Origin of the sequence: Paraburkholderia ultramafica (genome assembly GCF_902859915.1) — a bacterium.
Classification (GTDB): domain Bacteria; phylum Pseudomonadota; class Gammaproteobacteria; order Burkholderiales; family Burkholderiaceae; genus Paraburkholderia; species Paraburkholderia ultramafica.
The window spans coordinates 1-569 of the sequence record NZ_CADIKK010000166.1; the positions used below are offsets into that span (position 1 = coordinate 1).

The following is a 569-nucleotide window of genomic DNA, read 5'->3' on the forward strand; positions in this document are numbered from 1 at the left end:
CCGATGATGTTGGAGTCGACGAGGCGCCGGATCTTCGCTTCGCGTTCGGCGAGGCCGCGGTACAGATGGGCATTCTCCAGCGCGATCGCGGCCTGCGAGGCCACCAGCCTCAGCACGGCGATCCGGGTGGGCGTGAACACGCGGGGCGTCAGATTGTTTTCGAGGTAGAGCGCGCCGGTGAGCCTCGCCTGATTCATCAGAGGCAGGCAGAGAACTGAACGGACACGATGCTGACGGATGTAACTATCCACAGCAAACGTGGGATGAGCCGCGGCATCGTCGAGAATCACGCTTTCCCGGGTGCGCAGGACCTGGTAGAGGACCGACTCCGGCAGCACCGCCGCAGTCACGGGTTCGTCACGCAGCTGCACGACAACAGTCTCACCGCCGGTCGACGCTTGTGCAGCGATCCGTTGTTCGCTGCCGCCCGGAAGGATCAGCAGACCCCGTTCCGCGCCCGCCTGCTCAATCGCCGTGCGCATGAGCGTATGGATCAGCCTTTCCAGGACGATTTCGCCCGAGACCGTCTGCGATACCCTGGTCACGGTCGCAAGGTCGAGGTGGTCGAC

Annotated in this window: 1 protein-coding gene; it reads right to left on the reverse strand. The window is 64.1% G+C overall.

The window, feature by feature from the left end; genetic code table 11:
• The coding region (locus HV744_RS36700) for a GAF domain-containing protein (protein WP_175154104.1) at window positions 1-569 on the reverse strand (569 nt) is incomplete at both ends.